The following is a 23461-nucleotide window of genomic DNA, read 5'->3' on the forward strand; positions in this document are numbered from 1 at the left end:
CGTCAGCCGGCCTCCGGCAGGGTGAGCGAGCCGTCGGCCGAGAGCGGCCAGTAAGGGTTCATGGCGACCTCCCAGACATGGCCGTCCGGATCGGCCCAGTACCCGGAGTAGCCGCCCCAGAAGACCTTTTCCGGCGCTTTGAGCGCCGTGCCCCCCGCCGAGAGCGCCGCCTCGTAGGCCGCGTCGACTTCCGCCTCGGTGGCGAAGTTCTGGGCGAGGGTCACGGCCCCGGTTCCAAGTTCCGCACCGGGTCGTCCCTGGTCCTCCGCCAGAGCGTCGAGCCCGAAGAGGCCCAGCACCATGCCGTGCAACTGGTAGAAACTGATCCCCTCCTGCTCGCTCGCGGGCCGCCAGCCGAGATCGCCGTAGAACCGGCGCGCCCGGCCGAGGTCGCGAGTGCCGAGGGTGATGAGCGTGACGCGCTGCGGGATCATGGAGGGTCTCCGATCAGGGCCGGAAAAGGCGCTTCGAAGCGCCTTTCCAAGCGATTTCGAAATCGCTTGGCGCCGCCGAGGGCGGCGCTCCAGCGATCTTATCCGCGACGCCCGCACGCGGATAGTCGGTTCCGCGGCGGCTCCGCGATCTAGAACCGCGTCAGGACGGCCTCGCTCATCTCCGGGCGACCTCGCTCACGCCGCCACTCTCGGTCACCTCGATCCGCTGGGCGCGCGCCCCGAGCTCTTCGAAGAGCTCGGGCCCGGTCCCGGTCATCCAGGCCTGGGTGCCGAGAGCCGCGATCTCGTCGTAGAGCGCCGCGCGGCGGCCCGCGTCGAGATGAGCCGAGACCTCGTCCAGCAACAGCAACGGCGGCGCGCCGATCCGATCCGCAAGGGCCCGGGCATTGGCGAGGATCAGCGAGACAAGCAGGGCCTTCTGCTCACCCGTGGAGCAGTCCTTCGCGGGTACGTCCTTGGCGGCATAGATCGCGGAGAGGTCGGTCCGATGCGGCCCCGTCAGCGTCCGGCCGGCGGCCATGTCGCGGCCCCGGCCCTCGGCGAAGCCCTCCTTCAGATCGGCCTCGGTTCCGGGCAAGGGCCCCTCGCTCTGCTCAAGCGCGAGCGTGGCCGTCGGGAAGGCGGTCTCGGCGCCCTCCTGGGCTTCGCTCAGGGCCCGCAGCGTGTCGAGCCTGGCGGCATGGATGCGCGCCCCGGCCGCCGCCATCCGTGCCTCCAGCACGCCGTACCAGTGCGGGTCGCGGATCTCGTGCTTCAGCAGACGGTTCCTTTCGCGCATCGCCTTCTCGTAGTCGAGCGTGACCTGTGCGTGGTCCGGATCGAAACTCAGCACCGCCCGGTCGAGGAAGCGACGCCGCCCCTCCGCACCTTCGATCCAGAGCCGATCCATGGAGGGAATGAGCCAGAGGACCCGCACGATCCGCCCCAGGGCGATCTGGGGGGCGGTCTTGCCGTCGATCCGCACGGCGCGTGCGGCGCCGCCCTCGGACCAGGTCTCGATCTCGTGCGGTCGTTCCGCGGCGATCTCCGCCGTCACCTTCCACCCCAGCGCCTCTGGCCGCCGGGTCATTTCCTCGGCACTCGCCCGGCGCAGCCCGCGGCCGGGAGAGAGGATCGATACCGCTTCCAGGAGGTTCGTCTTGCCGGCGCCGTTCGGCCCGAAGATGGCCACCGGCCGCGGATCGACCTCCAGCGCGGCACGCTTGTGACTGCGGAAGTGCGAGAGCGCGAGCGAGGTGACGGCGAGTCGGGACATAATGGTTAGCGCCGCGAGGCTACTTCTGGGTTTCCCTTTCGCGTCAATGCCTTGACCAGGTGTCCAAACTTTGACGCCCCGCGGGTCACACCCGCATCGGCATCACGACATAGACCGCCGAGGTATCGTCCCCCTCGCGCATCAGCGTCGGGTCCCCGGAGGAATTGAAGAGGAAGATCGCGTTCTCGCGGTCCACCTGGCTCGCGATCTCGAGCAGGTACTTTGCGTTGAACCCGATCTCCAGCTTCTCGTCCGCGTAGGCCACCGCGAGCTCCTCCTCGGCCGCGCCCGCATCCGGGGCGTTGACCGAGAGGACCAGCCGATCCTCGTCGAGGCTCATCTTCACGGCCCGACTCCGCTCGGACGACACCGTCGCGACCCGGTCCACCGCCTTGGCGAAGTCCGAGGCGTCGACCTCCAGCCGCCGCGTGTTGCCGCTCGGGATGACCCGGCTGTAGTCCGGGAAGGTCCCGTCGATGACCTTCGAGGTCAGGGTGATGTCCGGCGTCGCGAAGCGGACCTTGGTCTCGCTGACCGAAACGGCGATCTCCGCCTCGTCGTCGTCCAGGAGCTTGCGCAGCTCGCCGACCGTCTTGCGCGGCACGATCACGCCCGGCATCTCCTCGGCGCCCGCCGGGAGTTCCGCGTCGATCCGCGCGAGCCGGTGTCCGTCCGTGGCCACGCAGCGCAGCATCCGCCCGCCGTCGCCGTCGGCGACGTGCATGTAGACGCCGTTCAGGTAGTAGCGCGTCTCCTCGGTCGAGATCGCGAACTTCGACTTGTCGAAGAGCCGCCGCAGGACAGGGGCCTTGGCGGTGAAGTTGGTCGCGTACTCCGAAGAGGCCATGACCGGGAAATCCTCGCGCGGCAGCGTGGCCAGCTGGAAGTTCGAGCGACCCGCCGTGATCGTCAGGCGGCCGGACTGTCCGTCCTCGGAAAGGGTGACCAGCGCCCCGTCCGGCAGCTTGCGGACGATCTCGTTCAGCGTCACCGCGGCGACCGTCGTCGCACCGGCCCGTTCCACCTGCGCCGGCGCGCGGTCGACGACCTCGATGTCGAGGTCGGTGGCGCGGAACTGCACCCCGTCACCCTCGGCCTCGATCAGGACGTTGGCCAGGATCGGGATCGTGTTCCGCCGCTCGACGACCGATTGCGCCTGGGCGACGGCCTTGAGCAGAACCGCCCGTTCGATGGAGAATTTCATGTCCCTCGCTCCGTCCTGTCAGGCCCTTTTTTCCGGACGGTCAAGCTACATGCTTCCCTTCCCGGAACAAGCCGTTTCCAGACACTCAGCCCGAGTGTTGCACCACGGTCAAGCGGCGCCGATCACTCCTCCAGCGCGCGGCGCAGGAGCTCGAGATCGTCGGCGATGCTGCTGTCGGTCTGCCGCAACTCCTCGATCTTGCGAACGCCGTGCATGATCGTGGTGTGGTCGCGGCCACCGAAGCGCTTGCCGATCTCGGGCAGGGAACGGTTGGTCAGGTTCTTGGACAGCCACATCGCGACCTGGCGCGGGCGCGCGAAGCTGCGGACCCGGCGCGGACCGATCAGGTCGGACAGCCGGATGTGGTAGTGCTCGGAGACCTTCCTCTGGATCTCCTCGACCGTGATCTTGCGGTCCGAGGCCCGCAGGATGTCGGCGAGGCAGTCCTGCGTCAGCTCGTGGTCGATGGGCCGCCCGACGAGCGAGGCGAAGGCGAAGAGCCGCGTCAGCGCGCCCTCGAGCACGCGGACGTTGGTCGAGATGCGGTGAGCCAGGAACTCGAGCACGCCGTCGGCGACGACGAGATCGGGATACTGGGCGCTGTGCTGGGCGACCTTGGACTGCAGGATCCCAAGCCTCAGCTCGTAGTCCGTGGGGTGCAGGTCGACGACCAGGCCCGAGCCGAGGCGCGACAGGATCCGGTTCTCCATGTCCTTGATCTCGGAGGGGGCACGGTCGGCAGAGATGACGATCTGCTTTCCGGCGTCGACGAGGGCGTTGAAGGTGTGGAAGAACTCTTCCTGCGTGCTGTCCTTGCCGGCAAAGAACTGGACATCATCGACCATCAGCACGTCGACCGAGCGGAAGAGGTGCTTGAAGTCGATCATCTTGCGCTCGCGCAGGGCCGTCACGAAGCGGTACATGAACTGGTCGGCCGAGAGGTAGAGCACGTCGAGTTGGGGCTGGCTGGCGCGCAGCTCGTGCGCGATGGCGTGCATCAGGTGGGTCTTGCCGAGCCCGACGCCGCCATAAAGGAAAAGCGGGTTGAAGGAGACGGCCCCGCCCTCCGCGACACGGCGCGAGGCCGCATGGGCCAGCGCATTCGGCTTGCCGACCACGAAGGTGTCGAAGGTGAAACGCGAGTCGAGGGTCGCGCTCTCGGTCAGGCTGTTGGAGGGGGTCGCGGGCTTCGCAGGCTCGTTCGCCGGCGCGGGACGGGTCCGCGTTTCCTCGGCGCTGACGACGAAAGTCAGCCTCTCCACGTGATGGCCGTCACGGCCCAGGTGATAGAGGATCTGGTCGGCGTAGTTCTGCGACACGTAGTTGCCGAAGAACGTGCTGGGGACCTCGAAGGTTACCACCCCGCCGTTCACGGATCTTACCTCGAGCGGCTCGATCCAGTTCGAGAAATTGTTTTCTCCCACCACGCCCCGAAGAACATTCTTTACTCGACCCCATTCCGCTTGTGTCATCCCGGCCCCAGTCCGTTTCTTGTCCCGTCGTTCCGCCCGGCCGGGCCCACACCCAGCCGGTCGCTCGCGTGCACATCATACGGACCTGGCGGCCCCAGCCGGCTCCGCCCGGCAGAGGGCGGGCGACTGACCAACAGGCATAGACCAGCCACCCCTGCGGCACGGGCCGCAAGGCAGACCGGGACCCGGTAATCCGGGCCGGGTTCGCGTGGCCGGACCTTGGGCAGCAATGCCCAGCCGCGCGACCGGAAAACCACGTTGGCAGAGGCGGCCTAGGCCGCTTGGATCTTCCGGCATTCAAGAGGATGAGATCGAGACGATAGCCACAACCAGAAGGCGAATTGCCTCAACACTTAAACGGTTATCTCGAAAGCTCCCCCTGTCCCCCAGGTTCGTTCTGATGAATCGCTAAGGCAAGCTACCAAGGGGGTTCGTACGCTTTCAACTTAACAACGCGCTTGACTCATCGAAGGCCTCGGACAGCCGGGAGGAGAATCCGAAAGGTCTTTGAATCCGCGACGGAACTGTCATGAACCTGTTGCCAAAAAAACAAAGCGCGCCGGAAACGGCGCGCTTTGGGCTTGGTCGGACTGGCGACTCGTTGCTCAGGACAGAGCCTTCACACGCGAGGAGAGTCGCGAGATCTTCCGGGAAGCGGTGTTCTTGTGGAAGACGCCTTTGCTGACGCCGCGCATCAGCTCGGGCTGGGCGGCGCGCAGTGCGTTCTGGGCGGCGTCCTTGTCACCGGAGGCGATGGCCTCTTCGACGCGGCGCAGGTAGGTGCGGATGCGCGAACGGCGGGCCTTGTTGACGTCGGTGCGGCGCGCGATCTGGCGGGCGCGCTTCTTTGCTTGGGGCGAATTGGCCATGCTGTGTGTCTCTCTCGTCGGTCTTCTATGTTTCGTCGCACATGAAGCCCGACGGCCCCTCGGGGCCCGGCCGATTCTTGCCTGAAGCGGGCATCACGCGCATGTAGCGGCGGCCTATAACGACATTCGCAGCAAAAGGGAACCGCCTACTTGTCGCGGAACTGGGCCTCTCGCTTCTCGCGGAAGGCGGCCATGCCTTCGGCCTGATCGTCCGTCGCGAAGAGCGAATAAAAGAGCGAGCGCTCGTAGCGGATGCCCTCGGCGAGGGAGACCTCCTCGGCCCGGTTCACGGCATCCTTCACCGCCGTGGTGGCGAGGAGAGACTTCTCGGCGATCTTGTCCGCGGCGCTCTGCGCCTCTTCCTTGAGCTTCTTGGCCGGCACGACGCGGCTCACAAGGCCCGCGCGCTCGGCTTCCTCGGCGTCCATGAAGCGGCCCGTGAGGTGCATGTCCATGGATTTGCCCCGGCCCACCAGGCGCGTTAGGCGCTGTGTGCCTCCGAGCCCCGCGAGGATCCCGAGGTTGATTTCAGGCTGGCCGAACTTGGCGGTGTCGGCGGCGATGACGAAGTCGCACATCATGGCCAGCTCGCAACCCCCGCCCAGCGCGTAGCCCGCCACGGCGGCGACGATGGGCTTGCGGATCCGGCCGAACCGCTCCCCGTCGGTCGCGAAAAAACGCTGCGTATACATGTCGACGAAGCTTTTTTCGGCCATTTCCGAGACGTCGGCCCCGGCGGCGAAGGCCTTGTCGGACCCCGTGATGACGATGCAGCGGACCTTGTCGCTGCGGTCGGCCTCTTCCAGCGCCTTCACCAGCTCGTTCAGGAGCTTGGCGTTGATAGCGTTCATCTGGTCGGGGCGGTTCAGGGTGATGGTGCAGACGTCGTCGGCTGTCTCGACTATGATCGTCTCGTAGGCCATGACGCGAAATTCCTTCTGCCTCGGGCACAAGGAGGGAGCCTTAGCAATTACGGCCTCGGGTTCAAGCTATCTTTGGCAGAGCGGGCAGTAGAAGGTCGAACGCCCGGACTGCACGATCCGGCGGACGTGGCACGTACAGCCGTCGGTCGGGCACGGCCTGCCCTCGCGGTCGTAGACGCGGAAGGTGTGCTGGAAATAGCCGAGCTCGCCGTCCGCCTGGCGGTAGTCGCGCAGTGAGGAGCCGCCGGACTCGATCGCCTCGGTCAGCACCTGCCGGACCACGGGGACGAGCCCCGCGATCCGCGCCGGCCCGATCCTGCCGGCCTTGCGGCGAGGATTGATATGGGCGCGGTGAAGCGCCTCGCAGACGTAGATGTTGCCCAGCCCTGCCACCACCTTCTGGTCGAGCAACGCCGCCTTGATCGGGGTCATCCGGTTCTTGAGCCTCGCAACGAGGTAGTCCTCGTTGAAGGCGTTCCCGAGCGGTTCGGGCCCCAGGCTGCGGATGAGCCAGTGGTTCTCGATTTCCGGAGTGGGCGCGAGGTCCATGGCGCCGAACCGGCGGGGATCGTTGAAGGTGATCCGCGCACCGCTTTCCATGTCGAGTACGACGTGGTCGTGCTTTTGCGCGGCCGGGTGATCGTGGTGGAACTGACCCAGCGGATCGCCCGAGACGGTCATGCGACCCGACATCCCAAGGTGGACGATTAGCGTCTCGCCTCCCTCCAGATCGGCGAGGATGTACTTCGACCTGCGCCCCAGGCGCAGCACACGGCGACCGGTCAGCCGTTCGGCCAACCGCTCGGGGAACGGCCAGCGCAGATCCGGCCGACGGACCTCGGCCCGGGTGATGACCGCGTCCTCCATGGACGGCGACAGCCCGCGTCGGACTGTCTCGACCTCTGGCAATTCCGGCATCGCGCGCTTTCTTCCCCGTTGAGGCACCTATAGAAAGGCGCCGCAACTCCAGATCGCAAGGCCCCGATGACTGACCAGACCGACAAGACCACGCATTTCGGCTACGAGACGGTGCGGGAAGAGGACAAGGCGGGCCGGGTGCGGGGCGTCTTCACCTCGGTCGCCAGCCGCTACGACGTGATGAACGACCTGATGAGCGGCGGCGTGCACCGGCTCTGGAAGGACGCCATGATGGACTGGCTCGCGCCCCGGCGGGGTCAGCGCCTTCTGGACGTCGCCGGAGGAACCGGAGACATCGCGTTCCGGTTTCTCAAGCGGGCTGGCTCCGGCCATGCGACCGTGCTCGACCTGACGGAGTCGATGCTGGAGGCCGGCCGGAAGCGGGCCGAAGCCGAGCGCCTGTCGGAGAGTCTCAAATGGGTCGTGGGCGACGCGATGGCGCTGCCCTTCGATGACTCGAGCTTCGACACCTACACCATCTCCTTCGGCATCCGGAACGTGACCCGGCCGGAGGTCGCCCTCTCGGAGGCCTACCGGGTTCTGAAGCCGGGCGGGCGGCTCATGGTGCTCGAGTTCTCGCGCGTGCCGAACGCCGGCCTTCGCGCGCTCTACGACGCCTATTCCTTCAACGTGATCCCGCGGCTGGGGCAGGTCGTGGCCCGGGACCGGGACAGCTACCAGTATCTCGTCGAATCCATTCGCCGCTTTCCGGACCAGGAGACATTCCTGGGCATGGTGCGCGACGCGGGGTTCGGCAACGCCGCCTACCGCAACCTGACCATGGGTGTCGCCTGCCTGCATTCCGGCTGGAAGCTCTAGGTGCGGGGACCGCACAACATCTTCCGCCTGATCGCGACGGGCGCGACGCTGGAGCGCACCGGCGCAATGCGCGTGATCCTCGATGCCTTCGAGGCGCCCCGACTCCTGAGGATCGTTCTGCGCGGGCTCACTTGGCCGGTCCAGTGGCTCGGCGATCGTGGCGACCTGACGATGCCGCCCGCAACGCGCGCGCTGACGGCCCTTGGTCCGGCCTACATCAAGTTCGGGCAGGTTCTCTCGACCCGGCCCGATGTGGTTGGCGCCGAACTCGCGACTCAGCTCCGGGTCCTGCAGGACAAGCTGCCGCCCTTCTCGTTGCGGGAGGCCAGGGCGACAATCGAGTCGGAGCTTGGCCTGAAGGCCGACGACGCCTTCGAACATATCTCGGAACCGGTGGCTGCCGCCTCGATCGCCCAGGTGCACAAGGCGCGCCTCCGCGAAACCGGGGAGGACGTGGCCATCAAGGTTCTGCGTCCCGGCATCGAGCGGGCCTTCCGCCGGGACATCGATGCCTTTTACTTCGCGGCGCGCATAATCGAGGTCCTCTCTCCCTCCTCCCGCAGGCTGCGCCCGATGGAGGTCGTCGCGCATTTCGAGCACACCGTCATGGGCGAGCTCGACCTGAGGCTCGAGAGTTCCGCGGCCTCGGAGTTCGCGTCGAATACCGCAAAGGACGAGGGCTTTCGGCTGCCTCAGATCCGTTGGCCGCTCTCCTCGCGCCGCGTGATGACACAGACTTGGGCCGAGGGGATTTCCTTTGGCGATGTCGAGGCGATCGAGGCCGCGGGCCACGATCGCCGCCGGCTCGCGGCACGCGTGCTGGAGCTCTTCCTGCTCCATGCCCTGCGCGACGGCATGTTTCACGCCGACATGCACCAGGGGAACCTCAAGGTCGCGCCGAACGGCGACATCATCGCCTACGACTTCGGCATCATGGGACACATCGACGAGTACACGCGCCGGGTCTACGCGCAGATTCTCTACGGTTTCATCAGGCGCGATTACCGGCTGGTGGCAGAGGTTCATTTCGAGGCGGGCTACGTCCCGGCAGATCGGGATATCGAGGAGTTTTCTCGTGCGCTCCGAGCAATCGGCGAACCGATCTTCGGCATGGATGCATCGCGGATATCCATGGGGCGCCTGCTCGCCTACCTCTTCGAGGTAACGGAACGCTTCGGGATGGAGACCCGCACGGAACTCATTCTTTTGCAGCGTACCATGGTCGTGGTGGAGGGCGTGGCCCGCTCGCTCGATCCTCACATGAACATCTGGCAGGCAGCCCGGCCGGTGGTCGAGGACTACATCCGCAAGAGTCTCGGCCCGACGGCCCTCGCGCGCGACCTCGGTCGAACTGCCCAGGTCCTTTCGCGCTTCGGGCCCAAGCTGCCCGAACTCGCGCAACGCGCGCTCATTGCGCAGTCCGAGCCGGACCCCCCGCCCCCCAAAAAGAACCGGGTGCCCGTGTTTCTCTCGGGCATGGTCCTGGGTGCAGTCTTGCTCGGTCTCGGCCTTTTTGCCGGGCAGGCGCTCTAGCGAATGGTCATTGTCTCCCTGTCAGCCCTCCCGGAGGGCAGTGACGCTCGTTGCGGGAACCGTCTCACCGCCGGGCAGCACGATGACGGCCGCACCCTCCTCGATCCGGACTTCGCGCACCGGGACATAGGCCGGAGCGGGTGACGCTCCCAGGGACGTGCCGCCCGAGAAACTCTCGACCTCGAAGGTCACAGGCTGGCGGGCCGCGCCGGATCCTGCGAACGGTGTCCAGGCAACTTCACCACCGGGTGGTTGTATCCGGTGGCGCTCGAGAACCGTACCGTCGCCGGCTTTGACGATGAGTTCCGCGCCGTCGGCGACGGCCGCCGTCTCGGCGACGATGGTCATCGGTTCTTCAGGCGGAAGGACCGCCGCGGTGACCCTCGCTCGCTGACCGACCCAATCGGCGACCTGGTTGAGGCCGGAAACCCCGAACTGGTCGGTCAAGCCGCGCAGCAGGTCGTTGGTCATAACTTGCTGCTCGACGCCGGAGAAGGTCGCGAGCTGTACCGCGTACTCCGCGGAATCGACCGGGTTCAGGGGATCCTGGTTCTCCATCTGCACGGTCAGCATTCTCAGAAAGGTCTCGAAGTCCGAACTGATGGCTGGAGATGAGTCGCCATCGGAAGGAGGGACTTTCGCCCCGCTGCTTGCGAGGGCCTCCCGGACCGCGTCATTGGGATTGGTCGGCTGGGTTGTTTCCATCAGGATCTCCCTAGAGGCGGATATCGAGCGAAGCGTTGGGTCGAACGGTCTCGTGGGCGGCGGGCTCGTCCGTGTCGGCTCCCTCCGGCGCATCGTCGAACACGGACTCTCCGACCTCTCGGGAGTCGTCCTGCGTTCGATCCTGACCAGTTCCTAAGAAATCGTAGGACACCTGGTCGTACCCGATGTCGCGCAGCTCCCCGGACAGCGCGTCGAGATTGCGGCGGATCAGGTCTGCCGTCTCAGGTCTTTCCGCCGCTATCGCCACGGAGACACCCGCGTCCGATGTCACCAGCGAAAGCGACACCCGGCCAAGCTCCCGCGGTTCGAGGTAGATATCCGTTCGACCCTGTCCCGTCGTGGACAGGGCCGCCGCGAGCTGTCTTGCCATGGCACCTCCATCCGTCCCCGGCGAAGGTGACCCGGGTTGGGCCGCAGCCTGCGAGACCCCTGCCGTTCTAGCGTTATCTGGAAGCAGACCAGCGGGACCGAGCCTGCCCAAGTCGAGATCCGGGCCCCGTTCCTCGAAGGGCCCGGAAGTCTCGCCGATCGGCCGGCCGTTTGCGGCGTGCTCAAGGTTGGTCGGGCCGCCTAGCGGGATACTTGCCGAAGCCTCCTGAATGCCCGCCGGCCTCGGCGCTGCGGACCCGGCGCCGTCAACCACCCCGCTCTCCCGCCTGACTGCCTCAGGTCCAACGCCATACCCGCGGCGGTGCGCCTCTCGATGATCAAGGAGCCGCTCGTGATGGGGCACCCGCCCCATCGCAGACCCCAAAGGGGGCAACGGCCCCTCTTCGTGGTTCGAGCGCCCCGATTGACCACCGATATCGGGGACCTATGTGTTTGCCGCACGCGTCCGTTCATCAGCCGCCTCCACGCGCCTTGTCGGAATGTCTCGCAACGCCGTATCGGCCCGCGCCATGTCAGGTTTGAGGGGCGTCTCTGGCCCTAGGGCGCGACCGTGGGGCAGTCCCGGTGTGTGGCGGACTGCGTCCCCGGCCACACCGGAGCGGGCCGGTCCTCCATTGAATTTGCCGGCATTAAGGGGTTCGGAAAAAAGTCCGTCTGCTCGCCCAGCGCCCGAAAGACCAGACTGGCTCGGCCGCGCGGTCGACAAGACAGCGCTTCCACTCGGCGCGCCCGGCCGCGGATGCATGAAAGCGTTACTTCCGGCGCGCGACCCCACCGTCTCTGGGTCGATCGGCCGAAGCGGCCCCATACTTTGCTGCAAGGGAGACTGAGACGACGGCTCTCCGCTACGGCCGAGTGGATCGATAGCTCCCTCGGCAGTCTGCACGCTCCTTGTCTCCGATGACTTCAACCGGCTCAGCGGCAGATCGGGCATCGCAAGGCCACTGGACTCAACCGTGCCGACCTCTGCGTCAAAGACCTCGACAAAGCCATCGCCGAGCGCTGGAGAACCATCACCACGTCTTGATCGCGGTAACGAGGAATCGCCGGTGCCGGTATTGTCCACGAAAGGAGTCATCGAGCTCGAATCTCCGTCCAACGTAGCGGCATGAATGGCAGAATTAGCTTACCAATTCTTTACTGGTCGGTGCGACGCTAGGGGCCACAACAGGAGAACCTTGATGGACCCAATATCAGAAGTTCCAGTCTTCCAGGCCCTCCGCACGCGGCCCGTTGAGGCGGCAGCAAGAAATTTGGAGGCCGCCTTTCTCTCTGAAGTCCTGAAATCAGCAGGATTGGGGGAAAGTCGTGGCTCTTTCGGCGGGGGCGTCGGGGAAGCGCAGGTCGCCTCGTATCTCACCAGACAGTATGGACAGAGTATTGCCGAAGCCGGGGGAGTCGGCCTTGCAGAATCGCTCTATGACTCAATCCTGGCAAATTCCGATGACTCACGAAGCTAGAGCGCTTTTCGAACTCCTTCATCGGGAGCGAAAACTGCTCCTCGGAGGAGATTTCAGAGCGATATCTTCAATTTTAGACGAGAAAAGAGAACTGGCAGAAGCGGCATCCGACAACACACCTGCGCCCGACGTTCTCAGGCGGCTGAACGAACTGTTAACAACGAATCAAGCGCTGCTGCAGGCTGCTCTTGCCGGCACAAGAGATGCAACGCGCCGCATTGCGGCACTCGAACAAGCCGCTAAGCATCTGACGACATACGCCCAAGACGGCAAGAAAGAGCGACTTGCGACAGAGTTGGGCTCCTTCGCCCGAAGAGCTTAGAGTCTTAGGATACGAACTTGCCGACCTGTCGCGATCTTAGCGGTTCGTTGACCTGACGAGTGTAGGTTGGGCTTTGCATCGAACTGATGCGAATAGGTCGGAGAGAAGCTCCAGACAAAAGAGTCAGAATGGCTAGCAAACTGCCGCTTTCAAATCAGCGGCATTGACTCGAAATTGGGCGCAAAGCGTCCGGAATTGGAGCAGGACCAAAATGTCCAGCATACTTACGAACAACGGCGCCATGGTGGCGCTCCAGACCCTCAAGTCGATCAATCGCGACCTGACCGACACCCAGAACATGATCTCGACCGGTAAGAAGGTCGCCTCGGCGAAGGACAACGCGACGGTCTGTATGACCTTGGCGTTGGACGAGTAGGCGCGCTGGGTCTGGATGAGTTCGGTCAGTTCCCCAGCGACATCGGTGGCGGACTCTTCGAGGGCGAAGCTCAGAAGGTCGCCCGTCGGGCCATCGCCCGCGTTCCACAGGAAGTATCTGCCGGAGGTCGGGGTGGCCCGGTAGGTCTGCTGGTCGAGCGCCTCTAGCCCGTTGACGTAGCTGACGTCGACGAGCGGCACCTGGTAGATCACCTTGCTGACGCCCGTGTCGAAGGACGCCCTGACGAAACCGTTCGCGTCGATCTCGATCGAGGTCATGTTGCCGACCGAGTTGCCGTTCTTGTCAATCGAGACAGGGGCGAAGGAATCGGAGAGTTGGGTGAGGCCGCCGGGCTCCCCCAGGGTGCCGATGCCGATTTCAAGCGGTCCCCCGGCCACGTCGACCGTGACCCTCCCGGTAGCGTTGTCGTGCGGGGCACCCTGAACGGCGGTGACACTCGCAAGCGTCCCGCCCGACCCGCGCGTATCGTCGAACGTCAGGACGTATTCACCCACCTTCGCCCCCGCCGAGGCGCTGTCGAAGACCTCCATCGTCCACTCGTTGGAAGACCCTGCCGCCGGTACGTTCGGGGTGAAGGATACGTTGACGTCCTGCGAGGTCCCGAGATTGTCGAAATAGGCGACGGTGATTTCTTCGGGCACACCGCTCGAGGTGTATTCGGTCGACGTGGCGGGGAGGTTGATGCCGAGATCGATGTAGGTCGTCGCCTCGCCGGCGGCCTGGTCGGCGTTGATCTGGATCGGTTCCAGACCGTCAGCCGTATCGCGAGGAATGGCCGGAATGTCGCCGTCGACCGTCGCGGGCCATCCCATGAGCACGAGGCCGGACTGGCTGCGCAGGTACCCCTCGCTGTCGGGACGGAACGAGCCTGTCGTCGTCAGCAGGAACTCCGAGGCCGTATTCCCCAGGCCCAGCGCGGCCTCTGTCGTCACCGGCATCATGCCGCGGCCGCGCACGGCGAGGTCGGTAACGTTGTTCGTCGAGACGATGGAGCCGCGCTGGTCGATGATCCGTTGGGTCGTGACCCGGACACCGCCGGCGGAATAGGTGCCCTTGGAGCTGTTGATGACCATCGAATGGAAGTCGGTCGTCGCGCGTTTGTAGCCGTAGGTGGAGCTGTTGGCGATGTTGTCCGAGATCGTCGCCAGCCGGCTCGCGTTCGCGGCGAGACCCGCGACACCCGCGTTCAGCGAAGAGGAGATCGTCATGCAAGAGCCTTTCTGCGTCGCGCTGTAGCTGCCACCTCCGCTTCTAACCGCCCCGGGTTTAAGGTCAGGCTAACGGCTGCCGGGTTTCCGATGGTCGCCCCCTGCCCTACCGATCGGACCGCAGCAGGATGATCTCGATCCGGTTGTTGCGGATCGAGAGCGCGTCGCGCACCGCCCGGTCGCGGTCGGCATGGCCGGTGACCCGGGCAAAGCGCTCCGGCGCGAGTTCGGTCTTCTCCATCAGCCCGCGCAGGACGGCGGCACGGTCCGTCGAAAGCCGCCAGACCGGGTTGTCCGCGAGAACGACGGGCCGGGAGCGAACATGCCCCTCGACTGCCACGTCGTTCGACGTCAGCGCGAATGTGCGGCCGATGATCCGGGCCAGTTCCCGGGTGATCGGACGAGGGAGGGTCGTCCCCGGCTCGAAAAGCTGGGCCCCCGGCAGGTCGAAGAGCTCTATGATCAGCCCCTCGTCGGTCACCCGGGTGACGACGTGGCGCATCTGGTCCTCGGTCAGAAGGCTCTCCCCGCCCCGGCCGAGGAGCTGGTCCTCGATGTCCCGCAGCGCCTCGATCGACGCCTGTTCGTCCCGGTCCGCCTCAGCGCCGTCCTCGAAGGAAAGGGACGTCTCCATCCCCCGGCTCTGCACCGTGGCGGCTTCACCGCTCTCCGCGAGGGTCTCCTCGACGAAGATGTTGTCGCCGCCGAACGATCCGTCGCCGCCGCCGGAGACCTTGTTGATCGGAATGGTCGGCGAGAAGTAGTCCGCAATCCCCTTGCGCTGCTGCTCGGTCGTGGCGTTGAGCAGCCACATGAGCATGAAGAAGGCCATCATTGCCGTGACGAAATCCGCGTAGGCGACTTTCCAGGCCCCGCCGTGGTGGCCGTCGCCGCCGACGACCTTCTTTCGCTTGATGATGATCGGTGCCGTGTTGCTGCCCGCTGCCATGGAAGCCCCCGCTTGCTTGAGTACGTGCGGGGCTATCGCTGCGCGCTGGGGCCGGCCGGGGGCGGAAATCGGGCGGGAGAGCCGCAATCGCGGCTATCAGAGTTAACGGGACTGCCGCTTTAGATAGATTTCGTCCGGTCCGCAGAAATCGGCGAGGCTGTAGCCGTTATCCCGCATGATCTCGGCTACGCGCGGCAGGCCACGGGTGTTCTCGATCGACCAGGCGGTCACGTCGTGCTTGTCGAAGGGAAAGCTCTCAAGCACCGGCAGCTCGCCACCCTCGATGTCGAGCGAGACGTAGTCCGGGTCGGGCACACCACCCTCGGTCAGAATGTCGGAGAGGGTCCGGGTTTCGACGGTGACGGTTTCTTCCTTGTGACGGGAATCCTTGCGGACCTCTGCCAGGATGTCGGGGTCGTAGCTCGCGGCGAGGCCTGACATCTGGCGGAAACCTTCGCGCACCTCGATGAACTCCGCCTCGCCGGCCTCGGCGGAAACGGCGCAGCCGACGCAGGCACAGCTCCGCGCCACCCTTGCCCGCTCAAGCTGAGCGGCGACCGGTTCGACCAGCAGGCCGGTCCATCCACGATGACGTTCGAAGAAGAGCGTGTTGGACCCGGTCACCCCGTCGTAGCCGCCGATGTCTGCGAAGGTGCCGCCTGTCTTGCCGGCGAGCAGGCTGTCCACGATGCGGTCCTGCCCCGCCTGGCTCGAATAGGGGTCGCCGGGCATGAGCATCCGGGTCACCTCGTGGAACTGCCGGTTCAGCGGGGCACGCCGACGACTGCGCTCGGTGCGCAGGGTCCGGGCGATCTCGGTCCGCGCTTGGACGAGCTCCAGCTTGGCCGCCTCGATCCGTTTCTCGGGCGTCATCGGGCGTCCGGTCCGTAATCGGCATAGGACTTCTCTTCCACCAGGGCGGAGCCCAGCAGCAGGTTGATCGCCTTCTTCACCTCGGCTCTCCTGTCGTTGGTCAGATAGACCGCTCGGGCCAGGCGGACGAATTCCGCACCAAAGTCCCCGGCGCGCTCACAGTCCCGGATTCCATCCTCGATGTCCCAGAGTTCCTCGTTGATCGCAAGCAAGCGGTCGCGCAAGGCCGACAGCTCCTTACTCTCCGGAAGAACTTTCGCCGCGGCGGCCAGCGCAGCCTCTTCGTGCCGGACATTGGCGAGCTTGTCGGTGTCGCTGATCCGCTCGCTCTTGATGCGGAGGATCGTCAACTTGTCGATCAGTTCGCCCGGCGAGACCGGAATGCGGATCTCCTCCATTCAGCCGTTGCCCCCGGCGAGGAGGTCCTCGAGTTCCGCGCGGACCCGGGCGAACGGACCAGACCAGTCCATCGGCTCGCTCTGACGGAAGAGCCTCATGCCGGGATACCACGGTGTCGTCTCTCCGCTGTGCGTGTAGATCCAGAAGCTGTCCCAGTGCAGGACCACCCATGTCGGCAGCCCGAGCGAGCCGGCGATATGGGCCGTCGCGGTGTCGGATGTCACGACGAGGTCCATCTCGCACATCGTCGCCGCGCAGTCGGCGAAATCGCGATCGGTCGAGCCCGTGTCGATGATGAAGGCGTCGCTTCCATCGGCCCGAAAAGCGTCGAGGCCAGGCCCCTTGTAAAGCGAGAAGAGCTGGACTCCGGGAATGTCCGTGAGCGGCAGGAACTCCCGGTGGGAGAACGACCGGAAGGCATTGCCCTTGTAGGTGACGGACCCGCTCCAGACGACACCGACCTTGAACGTCTCCGCGTGCGGCCGGACCAGGCGCTCGGCCCGCGCGCGAGCGTCGCCGGGGATCGCCAGGAATGCCGGGCGAGGAATATCCTCCGGCGTCCGAAGTCCCAGGCGCGGCAGGTCCATGGCGTAGAGAAAGACGTCCACCGGCGCCCCGCGCTCGAGGCTGGCGACCACGGCATCGGCCCCGTCCAGACCGCTGAAAAGCCGAAGCAGCGGTCGCTCGGCGAGCACGATGACCTGCGCGCAGCGCTCCCTCAACCAGGGCAGGAAGCGCATCATGACGACGGCGTCCCCGAAGCCCTGCTCGGGCATCACGAGGACGGTCTTGCCGGTCAGGTCCTCGCCCTGCCACTCGGGAAAGGGCACCTCGCGCCTCGTGAGCTCGCCGGTCTGCCAGCGCGCGGAATAGAGCTCGAAGCCGCGGTCGTAGGCGCCGGCCGACAGATATGCCAGCGCGAGCTGAAGCGTGATCTCGGAGTCCTCCGGATGCGCCGCCCGCGCCTCCTCCAGCCACGCGATGGCGCGGTCATAGGCCCCGCTCCCGCGAAGCGCCCGCCCGATGAGCGCCTTCTGCTGGGTATCGCCGGGAGTCTCCTCGAGCAGCTGCTCCCGCAGGCCGATCGCATCCGTGTACCGTCCGATATCGGTGAGCGCGTTGGCGTAGTTGTTCAGGACGCCCGTGCCCTCGGGATCCAATGCATGGGCGCGCGCATGGGCGCGAACCGCCTGTTCAGGTCGCTTTTCCGAACGATGGAGCACGCCGAGATTAGACCAGATCGCCGCGTCGCCGGGCTGGTCCGCGAGGTAGCGGGCATAGAGGGCGCGCGCCCGGTCCAACTCCCCGGCGCGATGTGCCGCGGCGGCCGTCCGGCGGAGCTCCCGCACTGTCATCAGGGGCGCCCTCTCGCCCTCCATCACGTAGCGCCCCGCCGCGCGATTGGCTTGACCAGGGTCTCGGGGCGACGCCGCTCCGCCTCCTCGAAGAGCGAGAACGTCTGGTTCACGTAGTTCACGGCCCCGGAGATGAGGTCCATGTACTCCAGCAGTTCCGGCGTCCGCTCGACCTCCTGGCAGGTGACGCTGCGCTCGGGCGACGCTGTCTCGAAGCCCGCGTAGAACCACGGGTCGCCACGGTCGATCCGCAGCGGCTTCTCCGTGTCATGCCACTCGAAGGCCCACATCAGCGGACGGGGCCAGACGTTGATCGGGAAGCGCCCGCCGAAGAGCGTACCGGGCCACGGCTGCTTGAGGTAATGAAGAAACGGCGGGACCTGCGAAATGTGGACCGGCTCGTCCGAGATGAAGACGTAGGGCGTCGGGATCTGGATCGTCGGCACGCCGGCGTAGCGCCACTCCTGCTCGGGCGTCATGATGACCTTCTCGCGCAGCTTGTTGCCCCGGATCCCGGACATGGCACCGTTCAGGTTGCGAACCCCGGGCTTGCCCTCCTTGTCCCGGACGAACTGCAGATTGAGGTCGAAGGGGCAGCGAACGAGGAAGTACCGGCTCTCCATGTTGACGACCGCCGGGCAGCGGCTGGCGCTCTTGGCATGTGTCCGGTTGCGTTCGGCACCCCTCACCCGCTCCGGAGCAGAGTAGATCACGCCACCCTTGGTCTGATTCAGGAACCATCCCACCTGAACCGGACCAGACCGCTTCTCCGTTCCGGCGGTGTTCTCGAAACTGACTGATAGCTGCATCGACCCTCGCAACCCCCGGCCGGGACTGAAGCCCAGGTTTACGTACAAGTCAAAACCTTAGGGTCTCTTACGGTCCCGTCGCAGCTGTAGGGCCCGCCGTTTTTCGAGGGTCGCAGCCCCCCGGCCACAGGGGTAACCCCGGCAAGGCGGTGACCCCTCACACGGTGAGGTTCGTCCCGTTCGCGGCATTCGACTCGACCGCCCGGTCCATGACCCGCTGGAGCGCGGCCCCCCGGGAGAAGTCCGGCCGGACAGGTGCGCCGCTCCGGACGGCAGCCACGAACCTCTCGAAGTTGGTCGGCACCGCCGGACATGGCACGTCGCGCCAGGTGCCACTGGTCAGGTCGCCACCGAGACAGGCCCGGAGGCGGCTCTTGCCGTGGGTGTAGTGCAACTCCAGCCCGCCCTTGGTGCCGAAGAGCCGCAGGGAGAGGTCATTCAGATGACCCGTGGCGAAACGGCTCGCATGGACCACGCCGATCGCACCGTTCGCGAGCCTCACGTGCATCGCCATGCTATCGTTGGCGTCGAGAACGTATTCGCCGATCCGTCCGCCGGGCGCCTTGTCGAAGGTCTGGAGGCGGCACGAGACGCTCTCGAAAGCGAGCCGGTCAGTAGCATAGGTGGCGAAATCGAGGATGTGGACACCGACGTCGCCCAGCACGCCAAGCGAGCCGTGCGCCGTCGAGAGGCGCCAGAGCCACTGCTCTTCCTCGTCCCATTTGCCCCAGGCATCCTGCGTCAACCAGCTCTGCAGGTAGGCCGCCTCGAAATGGCGCACTTCGCCGATCTCTCCGGCGGCGACCATGGCATGCGCCTGGATGAGCGCGGGGACATTTCGGTAGGTCAGGTTGACCATGTTCACGACGCCCGCCTCCGTCGCGGCCCGGGCCATCTCCTCTGCGTCCGCGGCGTTGACCGCGAGGGGCTTCTCGCAGAGCACGTGTTTGCCCGCCGCGAGGATGGCGAGTGTCGTCGGATGGTGGACCGGGTCGGGCGTGACGTTCGTGACGGCATCGAACTCGCCCCAGTCCAGCGCCTCCTTCAGCGAGTGGAACCCGCGCTCGATCCTGTGCCGCGCGTTGAACTCGGAGAGGCGACCGGGATTGGTGTCCACGCCGGCAGCCAGCGTCACGCCGGGAATGGCCGCGAAAGCCTCGGCGTGCGTATTGGCCATTCCCCCGGTGCCGAGGATCAGGAGTCGCGTCACCGGAAACCTGCCTCGCCGTCCTTGTGAAGCCGCGGTCCTCGGGCCTCGAAGGGCTCCGGCGCCTCCGAGGCCGGCACGTTCGGCGCGGCGTCGGACTCCGCCGCGGTCGTAACCCGACGCCCGGCGGCGTAGCGGGCGGCATTGCGCAGGACCTGGCGAACGTTGGCGTCATGGTAGCTGGGATAGGTCTCGTGACCCGGCCGGAAGTAGACAACGCGGCCGCCGCGCCGCCAGGTGGCGCCAGAGCGGAACACCTCTCCTCCTTCGAACCAGGAGACGAAGACCGTCTCCTCGGGCTCGGGAATCCCGAAGGGCTCGCCATACATCTCCTCTGGCTCGAGTTCGAAGAAAGGCGGCAGCCCCTCGGCCAGCGGGTGGGAGGGCGCGACCGTCCAGATCCGCTCCTTCTCACCGGCCTCGCGCCAGCTCAGATTGCAGGGCGTTCCCATCAGCCCCTTGAACGGCTTGGAAAAATGCGCCGAATGCAGCGCGACGAACCCCATGCCGGACCAGACATGGCGCATCACGCGCTCGGTGGTTTCATCGGTGACGTCGCCATGATGCGCGTGACCCCACCAGAACAGGACATCGGTCCCGGCGAGCCGCTCTTCGCTCAGGCCCTGCTCCGGCTCCTGAAGGGTCGCCGTCGATACCTCGACGCCCTCGGATTCCGCCAGGGCCGAGGCGACGGCGCCGTGTATCCCGTCGGGATACTGCTTGGCGACGGTCTCGTTCGTGCGTTCGTGGACGTTCTCGTTCCACACCAGCGCGCGGATCGGCATGAGCGCTCTCCCGTTCGTGACGCGACAGCGCTAGCACGCGGACCCGAAGCCCGCCAAGCGGCCGCAGCTTATTCCGTCGTACTGGAGGTCGCCGAGGCCTCGCTGATGGCCGCGAGGGCAGAAGTCGCTATGACGATGAGCGTCCGGCTCGCCGCCGTGAGCCCCGGGGCGCTTCCGACCGCCTGGGTCGAGAGGCTGGGCAGCGCCAGGCAGGCCTCGAGTTCGGCATTCTCGGGGAGCGCGCAGTCCGGCGCGACCTGCGCCATGGCGGGTCCGGCGGAAAGAGCAATGAGAGCGGCGGCGGTGCGGATCATCGGAGGTCTCCTCGGGCTTTCAAACAGGGCTGTCCGGAATGGTCGGGCAATGTGGTTAAGAAATGCCTATCGGGCGGGGCGTCGGGTCAGACGCGTCGAGAGGGCCCCTGTCCGTGGCCCGATCCACTGGCGGGATTGCAGGATGTCTCCATCCCGACCGAGCCAGTAGAGGTTCTCGATGACATTCACCCCGTCACAGCGCTCGACCATGAGGTGGGCGGGCACGGTCCCGCCGCCTATGCGCACCTCCCTCGGGCCCATCGGACGGACCGCACAGGTCAGAGCCAGCTCCTCGTTCTCGTTGGTGCCTGTGAGATACCAGTGCCGTCGCAGGGTTTCTCCGCCCGTCGTCTGCCTCAGCGCGGCATGCAGCCCTTCGACCTCCACCGCCATCAGCGCATCGGGCGTCCCACGCGAAGCAATGATCAGACCCCGGTCGAGGACGAGCCCCACTCCGCCGGGCCCCAAGTAGCTCTGCCGCCCGTCGCGCATGGCCTCTTGCCGGAAGAGCGCGAAGCCGCCCGTCCGGACCGCCCCGACCTGGATCGCTGGCGCACCTGCGAGGGCCGCGTAGCGCTCTTCCGTCGCGGGTGGCTCCGACACTCCGCAAGCGGCGAGCAGCAGTCCGGTCAGCACCCATCTCATCGGTAGGCCCTCCCCCACCCCTCGGTGAGTGCCCGTCCCCGGACGGGCCGCGTGATCTCGTAGAGCCGGTTGCCAAGGTTCAGCCGCGCGCCGCCGTCTCGAAGCACGGGCCGGATCGTCTGGCGGATGCGGCTCCGAGTCGGGACGCCGGTGATCCAACTGACCGGGATCTCCAGCCGGATTCCCTTGTCGAAAGAGCCTTCGCCGAAGTCCTCCGGCGCCACGTCGGTCAGCGTCAGGAAGGCGCCGACGCTGAAGCCGTTGCCGAAGTCACGGTCGAGCGACAGCGTGGCGCCCCAGTCCCCCGCGAGGTATCGCCCCGCGTCGAGCTGCGCGCGATAGCCAAGCCCGAGGTCGTAGTAGGCAGAGGCGTGGCCGGTCCACACGTCGTAGTCCCGGAAGCCGGTCCCCAGATCGAAACCGCGCTGGCGGGCATAGTTGACCTCTGCGCCCAGCGCGAGCGGGCCCTCGACCGGATACCATAGGAGCTCCGCCGAGAGCCCCCCGAACATCCGCTCCAGGTATCCGGCGGAGACACGGCCGAAGAGGTCGGGCCCAGGCCGGTAAAGGTAGTCCGCCGTCAGCCTCGTCAGTTCCAGCCCCGCCGACCGGTCGTATCGCGCGGAATCCGAGCGGACGTGGGGGAGCCGTGAATCGGATACCCGGTCGGACTCGTCCAGGGACCCGGCCAGCGGCTGTCGGAGGCGCCCGGCGACGCTGAGGCCGGACCCTAGCCGGTGCGCGGCGTCGAGCTGGAGCCCGACATCGGCGCGCAGCGGCGCGTCCGGGTCGAATGTCGACAGGGCAGCGTAGGGGCCGAGCCCGTATGTGAATCGCGGCTCCGCGTCGAACTCGCGCCACGCGTCGTCGAGCGCTACGTGTTCGCGCAATCGCGCCCCGCCCTCCGGCGAGAACTCCATCTCAGCGAACGCCTGTCTGTCCATCGATACCGCGCTCATGGGCATGCCAGACTCCGTGAAGACGATCCGGAGACGCTCGACACCCTCCGGCAGCGTATTGCCGAGCGCCCGGGCCGTGCGTCCGACCGCCTGCGCGGTCACCGGCCATCGCCGGTTCTCGATCCGGACCTCCGCCAGCGCGCCGTCGATCTCGATGGCCTCGAGCCCGATGCCCTGCGCCTCCAGTCCTTGCATCAGTGTCGCTGGGCCGCCGGCAGGCGACGGGAGAAGCGGCGGCGGCGCGGGCTCTGCCCCGCCGGGACGGGGCGGGCGGGCCGGATGCAGACCGTAGCTCAGCCTCAGCCCGAGGTCCGTGCTCTGCACAGCGTAGGCTCCGAGGGCGATCCCGTTGTCCCACCTGTAGCTCGCCCCGAGGTTCACCGGAGAGCGGACATCGACGAGCCCGCGGTCCGTTTCGAGCCGGTAGAGGTCCGGGGAGTACTCCGCGACGATCCTCCAGCGCTCGGAGGGCTCCCATGCGAGACCGCCGAAAGCAGAGGCGTTGCCCCGGAACCAGCTCCCGGCATCGAGCCGCCCGGTCTGCTCGATCCCGCCTGCCCGGGCGTCCGGCCGCGTCGCGAGCCGGTCCGACAGCAGACCGAGCGGCGCGCCGAGGGGATCGCGCTCGGCGAGACGTCCCCAGCCCAGACCGGCCGTGAGTTCAAAGGACCCGAATGTCTTCGTCGCGACCAGATACTCGCTGCTGTAGATGCCCGTCCCGCCGAAGTCCCGCAGACCAAGGGCGACAGCCGGGCCGGGGCCCCGCTCCGACGCCAGTTGGAACTGAAGGTCGAAGCTGCGGTCGAAGCGGTCCTGCGCGCCGTCGAAGTCGTAGCCACGGATGCGGGCGTAGCGGAAGCTGCCGGTCAGGCGCGGGGTGACCTGGAAGGCCAGCGTGTTTCGCAGCGTGCCGCCGAAACCGCCCGCCGTGAGCGCCAGGCTGCCGTCCTCCATCGCCCGCGCCGTCGGCATGTCCACCAGCCCCGGCAATCCGTAGAGCGAGAGCCCCTGCGTCTCGGCCGTTGTGGCGCCAAGGATCAGCGCCGCTGCCGTCCCGATCAGTCTGCGACGCACGCGTCCCTCCGCAATGGTCCACGCTGCCGGCCTACGCCGGGACGGCCGGAAGCCAAAGCCACGGGGTCCGATGCCGAACGGGAATCCGCTCCCGGACAGGAGGCCGGCACGCATAAGCCTTGGGCAGGGAGGTGACGAAAG

Annotated in this window: 24 protein-coding genes; 4 read left to right on the top strand and 20 right to left on the bottom strand. The window is 66.5% G+C overall.

Annotated elements, in window-relative coordinates; translation table 11 throughout:
- Positions 1 to 2: 2 nt before the first annotated feature.
- The 7 genes from F3S47_RS13120 to mutM all read right to left on the bottom strand — a co-directional run bounded on the left by F3S47_RS13120 (position 3) and on the right by mutM (position 7096).
- A complete protein-coding gene (locus F3S47_RS13120) occupies positions 3 to 434 on the bottom strand; it encodes a VOC family protein (protein WP_150445737.1) in 432 nt (143 codons plus the stop codon).
- A 175-nt stretch (positions 435 to 609) separates the two neighbouring features.
- Positions 610 to 1710 carry a DNA replication/repair protein RecF gene (gene recF / locus F3S47_RS13125; RefSeq protein ID WP_150445738.1) on the bottom strand — a complete coding sequence of 367 codons (1101 nt, stop codon included), beginning with the start codon at positions 1708 to 1710 and terminating at the stop codon, positions 610 to 612.
- A gap of 85 nt (positions 1711 to 1795) precedes the next feature.
- Positions 1796 to 2914 carry a DNA polymerase III subunit beta gene (gene dnaN / locus F3S47_RS13130; RefSeq protein ID WP_150445739.1) on the bottom strand — a complete coding sequence of 373 codons (1119 nt, stop codon included), beginning with the start codon at positions 2912 to 2914 and terminating at the stop codon, positions 1796 to 1798.
- A 122-nt stretch (positions 2915 to 3036) separates the two neighbouring features.
- On the bottom strand, positions 3037 to 4386 hold the full coding sequence (gene dnaA / locus F3S47_RS13135) for a chromosomal replication initiator protein DnaA (protein ID WP_150445740.1): 1350 nt from the start codon (positions 4384 to 4386) through the stop codon (positions 3037 to 3039).
- A gap of 605 nt (positions 4387 to 4991) precedes the next feature.
- Entirely contained in the window at positions 4992 to 5255 is a 264-nt protein-coding gene (gene rpsT / locus F3S47_RS13140) for a 30S ribosomal protein S20 (RefSeq protein ID WP_150445741.1), read from the bottom strand.
- A gap of 146 nt (positions 5256 to 5401) precedes the next feature.
- On the bottom strand, positions 5402 to 6178 hold the full coding sequence (locus F3S47_RS13145; protein WP_150445742.1) for an enoyl-CoA hydratase-related protein: 777 nt from the start codon (positions 6176 to 6178) through the stop codon (positions 5402 to 5404).
- A gap of 66 nt (positions 6179 to 6244) precedes the next feature.
- Positions 6245 to 7096: a bifunctional DNA-formamidopyrimidine glycosylase/DNA-(apurinic or apyrimidinic site) lyase gene (gene mutM / locus F3S47_RS13150; protein ID WP_150445743.1), complete on the bottom strand. Its 852-nt coding sequence runs from the start codon at positions 7094 to 7096 to the stop codon at positions 6245 to 6247.
- Positions 7097 to 7162: 66 nt separating this feature from the next.
- On the opposite strand from mutM, the gene ubiE reads away from it, so the two are divergent.
- Both ubiE and ubiB read left to right on the top strand, forming a co-directional pair.
- The gene (gene ubiE, locus F3S47_RS13155; RefSeq protein WP_150445744.1) at positions 7163 to 7915 is read left to right on the top strand and encodes a bifunctional demethylmenaquinone methyltransferase/2-methoxy-6-polyprenyl-1,4-benzoquinol methylase UbiE; all 753 of its coding nucleotides are present in this window, start codon (positions 7163 to 7165) and stop codon (positions 7913 to 7915) included.
- Positions 7916 to 9448 carry a 2-polyprenylphenol 6-hydroxylase gene (gene ubiB / locus F3S47_RS13160; RefSeq protein WP_150445745.1) on the top strand — a complete coding sequence of 511 codons (1533 nt, stop codon included), beginning with the start codon at positions 7916 to 7918 and terminating at the stop codon, positions 9446 to 9448. It abuts the gene before it with no gap.
- A 21-nt stretch (positions 9449 to 9469) separates the two neighbouring features.
- On the opposite strand, the gene F3S47_RS13165 is transcribed toward ubiB, so the two are convergent.
- A complete protein-coding gene (locus F3S47_RS13165) occupies positions 9470 to 10246 on the bottom strand; it encodes a flagellar hook capping FlgD N-terminal domain-containing protein (RefSeq protein ID WP_150445746.1) in 777 nt (258 codons plus the stop codon).
- Entirely contained in the window at positions 10164 to 10544 is a 381-nt protein-coding gene (gene fliK / locus F3S47_RS19435; protein ID WP_191090187.1) for a flagellar hook-length control protein FliK, read from the bottom strand. Before fliK ends, F3S47_RS13165 begins: the two co-directional genes overlap by 83 nt.
- Before the next feature lie 1201 nt (positions 10545 to 11745).
- Here fliK and F3S47_RS13175 point away from each other — a divergent pair.
- Positions 11746 to 12024 (top strand): rod-binding protein, encoded by a 279-nt coding sequence (locus tag F3S47_RS13175; protein ID WP_150445748.1) that lies wholly within the window; start codon positions 11746 to 11748, stop codon positions 12022 to 12024.
- The gene (locus F3S47_RS13180) at positions 11984 to 12346 is read left to right on the top strand and encodes a hypothetical protein (protein WP_150445749.1); all 363 of its coding nucleotides are present in this window, start codon (positions 11984 to 11986) and stop codon (positions 12344 to 12346) included. Before F3S47_RS13175 ends, F3S47_RS13180 begins: the two co-directional genes overlap by 41 nt.
- Before the next feature lie 132 nt (positions 12347 to 12478).
- On the opposite strand, the gene F3S47_RS13190 is transcribed toward F3S47_RS13180, so the two are convergent.
- The 11 genes from F3S47_RS13190 to F3S47_RS13240 form a co-directional block, all read right to left on the bottom strand.
- The gene (locus F3S47_RS13190) at positions 12479 to 13951 is read right to left on the bottom strand and encodes a flagellar hook protein FlgE (protein ID WP_223877825.1); all 1473 of its coding nucleotides are present in this window, start codon (positions 13949 to 13951) and stop codon (positions 12479 to 12481) included.
- 106 nt (positions 13952 to 14057) lie between these two features.
- Complete coding sequence (locus tag F3S47_RS13195) at positions 14058 to 14900, bottom strand: flagellar motor protein MotB (RefSeq protein WP_150445750.1); 843 nt, start codon at positions 14898 to 14900, stop codon at positions 14058 to 14060.
- A 102-nt stretch (positions 14901 to 15002) separates the two neighbouring features.
- Positions 15003 to 15773, bottom strand: coding sequence for an FkbM family methyltransferase (locus F3S47_RS13200; RefSeq protein ID WP_150445751.1), 771 nt, complete (start codon positions 15771 to 15773; stop codon positions 15003 to 15005).
- Positions 15770 to 16171 (bottom strand): DUF6165 family protein, encoded by a 402-nt coding sequence (locus F3S47_RS13205; protein WP_150445752.1) that lies wholly within the window; start codon positions 16169 to 16171, stop codon positions 15770 to 15772. Before F3S47_RS13205 ends, F3S47_RS13200 begins: the two co-directional genes overlap by 4 nt.
- Positions 16172 to 17527: a tetratricopeptide repeat protein gene (locus tag F3S47_RS13210; protein WP_150445753.1), complete on the bottom strand. Its 1356-nt coding sequence runs from the start codon at positions 17525 to 17527 to the stop codon at positions 16172 to 16174.
- Positions 17528 to 17550: 23 nt separating this feature from the next.
- On the bottom strand, positions 17551 to 18336 hold the full coding sequence (locus tag F3S47_RS13215; RefSeq protein WP_150445754.1) for a hypothetical protein: 786 nt from the start codon (positions 18334 to 18336) through the stop codon (positions 17551 to 17553).
- A gap of 157 nt (positions 18337 to 18493) precedes the next feature.
- On the bottom strand, positions 18494 to 19546 hold the full coding sequence (locus F3S47_RS13220) for a Gfo/Idh/MocA family protein (protein ID WP_150445755.1): 1053 nt from the start codon (positions 19544 to 19546) through the stop codon (positions 18494 to 18496).
- On the bottom strand, positions 19543 to 20328 hold the full coding sequence (locus F3S47_RS13225; RefSeq protein WP_150445756.1) for a ThuA domain-containing protein: 786 nt from the start codon (positions 20326 to 20328) through the stop codon (positions 19543 to 19545). Before F3S47_RS13225 ends, F3S47_RS13220 begins: the two co-directional genes overlap by 4 nt.
- A 68-nt stretch (positions 20329 to 20396) precedes the next feature.
- Positions 20397 to 20642: a hypothetical protein gene (locus F3S47_RS13230; RefSeq protein ID WP_150445757.1), complete on the bottom strand. Its 246-nt coding sequence runs from the start codon at positions 20640 to 20642 to the stop codon at positions 20397 to 20399.
- Between the two features lie 66 nt (positions 20643 to 20708).
- Positions 20709 to 21287 carry a YjbF family lipoprotein gene (locus tag F3S47_RS13235; RefSeq protein ID WP_150445758.1) on the bottom strand — a complete coding sequence of 193 codons (579 nt, stop codon included), beginning with the start codon at positions 21285 to 21287 and terminating at the stop codon, positions 20709 to 20711.
- On the bottom strand, positions 21284 to 23320 hold the full coding sequence (locus tag F3S47_RS13240) for a YjbH domain-containing protein (protein ID WP_223877826.1): 2037 nt from the start codon (positions 23318 to 23320) through the stop codon (positions 21284 to 21286). The genes F3S47_RS13235 and F3S47_RS13240 overlap by 4 nt, the downstream gene beginning before the upstream one ends.
- Positions 23321 to 23461: the final 141 nt, after the last annotated feature.

Origin of the sequence: Histidinibacterium aquaticum (assembly GCF_008710275.1) — a bacterium.
GTDB lineage: Bacteria > Pseudomonadota > Alphaproteobacteria > Rhodobacterales > Rhodobacteraceae > Oceanicola > Oceanicola aquaticus.